The sequence below is a fragment of the Paraclostridium sp. MRS3W1 genome (assembly GCF_032465715.1).
Classification (GTDB): domain Bacteria; phylum Bacillota; class Clostridia; order Peptostreptococcales; family Peptostreptococcaceae; genus Paraclostridium; species Paraclostridium dentum.
The window spans coordinates 1-2,933 of record NZ_JAWDJM010000036.1; the positions used below are offsets into that span (position 1 = coordinate 1).

1 rRNA gene is annotated in these 2,933 nt (G+C 49.8%); it reads right to left on the minus strand.

Annotation, left to right across the window (positions count from 1 at the left end):
• Positions 1-8: 8 nt before the first annotated feature.
• Positions 9-2,923: ribosomal RNA gene (locus RWY47_RS02890) — 23S ribosomal RNA — on the minus strand.
• Positions 2,924-2,933: the final 10 nt, after the last annotated feature.

Here is a 2,933-nt window from a genome sequence, read left to right on the forward strand (position 1 = left end):
AAATAATCTTGGTCAAGTCCTCGATCTATTAGTATCGGTAAGCTACATACATTGCTGCACTTACACCTCCGACCTATCAACCAGGTAGTCTTCCTGGGATCTTACCCTTACGGTGGGAAATCTTATCTTGAAGTTGGCTTCGCGCTTAGATGCTTTCAGCGCTTATCCATTCCGTACATAGCTACCCAGCCATGCCCTTGGCAGAACAACTGGTACACCAGAGGTACGTCCATCCCGGTCCTCTCGTACTAAGGACAGGTCTCCTCAAATTTCCTACGCCTGCGACGGATAGGGACCGAACTGTCTCACGACGTTCTGAACCCAGCTCGCGTACCACTTTAATGGGCGAACAGCCCAACCCTTGGGACCTACTACAGCCCCAGGATGTGATGAGCCGACATCGAGGTGCCAAACCTCCCCGTCGATGTGGACTCTTGGGGGAGATAAGCCTGTTATCCCCAGGGTAGCTTTTATCCGTTGAGCGATGGCCCTTCCATGCGGAACCACCGGATCACTAAGTCCGACTTTCGTCCTTGCTCGACCTGTATGTCTTGCAATCAAGCTCTCTTCTGCCTTTACACTCTACGCACGATTTCCGACCGTGCTGAGAGAACCTTTGAGCGCCTCCGTTACTCTTTGGGAGGCGACCGCCCCAGTCAAACTGCCCACCTGACAGTGTCCCAATACCTGATTCAAGGTATCTGGTTAGAATCTCAGTACTACAAGGGTGGTATCCCAAGGATGGCTCCACCAAGACTGGCGTCCTGATTTCATAGCCTCCCACCTATCCTGTACATGTAGCACCAAAATTCAATGTCAAGCTACAGTAAAGCTCCATGGGGTCTTTCCGTCCTGTCGCAGGTACCCGGCATCTTCACCGGGATTACAATTTCACCGAGTCTGTTGTTGAGACAGTGCCCAAATCGTTACGCCTTTCGTGCGGGTCGGAACTTACCCGACAAGGAATTTCGCTACCTTAGGACCGTTATAGTTACGGCCGCCGTTTACTGGGGCTTAAGTTCACTGCTTCGGATAAATCCTAACAGATCCCCTTAACCTTCCAGCACCGGGCAGGCGTCAGCTCCTATACATCGTCTTGCGACTTAGCAGAAACCTGTGTTTTTGGTAAACAGTCGCTTGGGCCTATTCTCTGCGGCCACCTCGGGCGTTAACCCTAACGTGGCACCCCTTCTCCCTAAGTTACGGGGTCATTTTGCCGAGTTCCTTAACAACAGTTCTCTCGCTGGCCTTAGGATACTCTCCTCACCCACCTGTGTCGGTTTGCGGTACGGGCACCTTTAATCTCGATAGAAACTTTTCTCGACAGTGTGAAATCAGCTACTTCGCTACTTAATTTCGCTCCCCATCGTACCCCAGCATTATCATGGCGGATTTGCCTGCCTTGACTGCCTCAGTACTTAGCCACACATAACCAACAGTGTGGTTAGCTTATCCTACTGTGTCATTCCATCTCTCAAACGATTATCGGTGGTACAGGAATCTCAACCTGTTGTCCATCACCTACGCCTTTCGGCCTCGGCTTAGGTCCCGACTAACCCAGGGCGGACGAACCTTCCCCTGGAAACCTTGGGTTTACGGCCCGTGGGATTCTCACCCACGTCTCGCTACTCATGCCAACATTCTCACTCCTATACTGTCCACACGTCCTTACGGTCATGCTTCAGCCTGCATAGGAAGCTCCCCTACCTATCATAAATGATATCGTAGCTTCGGTAGTAAGTTTTAGCCCCGGTAATCTTCGGCGCAGGATCACTCGACCAGTGAGCTATTACGCACTCTTTAAATGAGTGGCTGCTTCTAAGCCAACATCCTGGTTGTCTATGCAATCCCACATCCTTTACCACTTAACTTACATTTAGGGACCTTAGCTGACGATCTGGGCTGTTGCCCTCTCGACTATGAATCTTATTACCCACAGTCTGACTCCCAAGTATAAAATAACGGCATTCGGAGTTTGATAATCTTCGGTAAGCGCAATGCCCCCTAGGATATTCAGTGCTCTACCTCCGTATTTCTCAACCTTGAGGCTAGCCCTAAAGCTATTTCGGGGAGAACCAGCTATCTCCGAGCTCGATTGGAATTTCACCGCTATCCACAAGTCATCCCCGAGCTTTTCAACGCTCGTGGGTTCGGACCTCCACGAAATTTTACTTTCGCTTCATCCTGCTCATGGATAGGTCGCTCGGTTTCGGGTCTACGACAGCAAACTTAACGCCCATTTAAGACTCGCTTTCACTACGGCTCCATACCTTAAGTACTTAACCTAGCTTACTATCGTAACTCGTTGGCCCGTTCTACAAAAAGTACGCGGTCACACATATAAAGTGCTTCCACAGCTTGTAAGCGCAGGGTTTCAGGTTCTATTTCACTCCCCTCCCGGGGTTCTTTTCACCTTTCCCTCACGGTACTATGCGCTATCGGTCACTAAGTAGTATTTAGCCTTGGAGGATGGTCCCTCCTGCTTCCCACAGGGTTTCACGTGTCCCGTGGTACTCTGGATCACATCTAAAGTCTTCTCGTTTCAACTACGTGGCTATTACACTTTATAGCGGAGCTTTCCAACTCTCTTCGTTTACGATACCTCTTTGTTGATGATGTGTCCGCAACCCCAGCGAAGAAAACTTCACTGGTTTGGGCTATTCCGCGTTCGCTCGCCGCTACTTACGGAATCGAATTTCTTTCTTTTCCTCCGGGTACTTAGATGTTTCAGTTCCCCGGGTTCCCCTCACTAAGCTATGTATTCACTTAATGATACTTAGACATTACTCTAAGTGAGTTTCCTCATTCGGAAATCTTCGGATCAAAGTTTACGTGCAACTCCCCGAAGCTTATCGCAGCTTATCGCGTCCTTCATCGGCTCTTAGTGCCAAGGCATCCGCCCTGCGCCCTTAATAACTTGACCAGTTATTAAA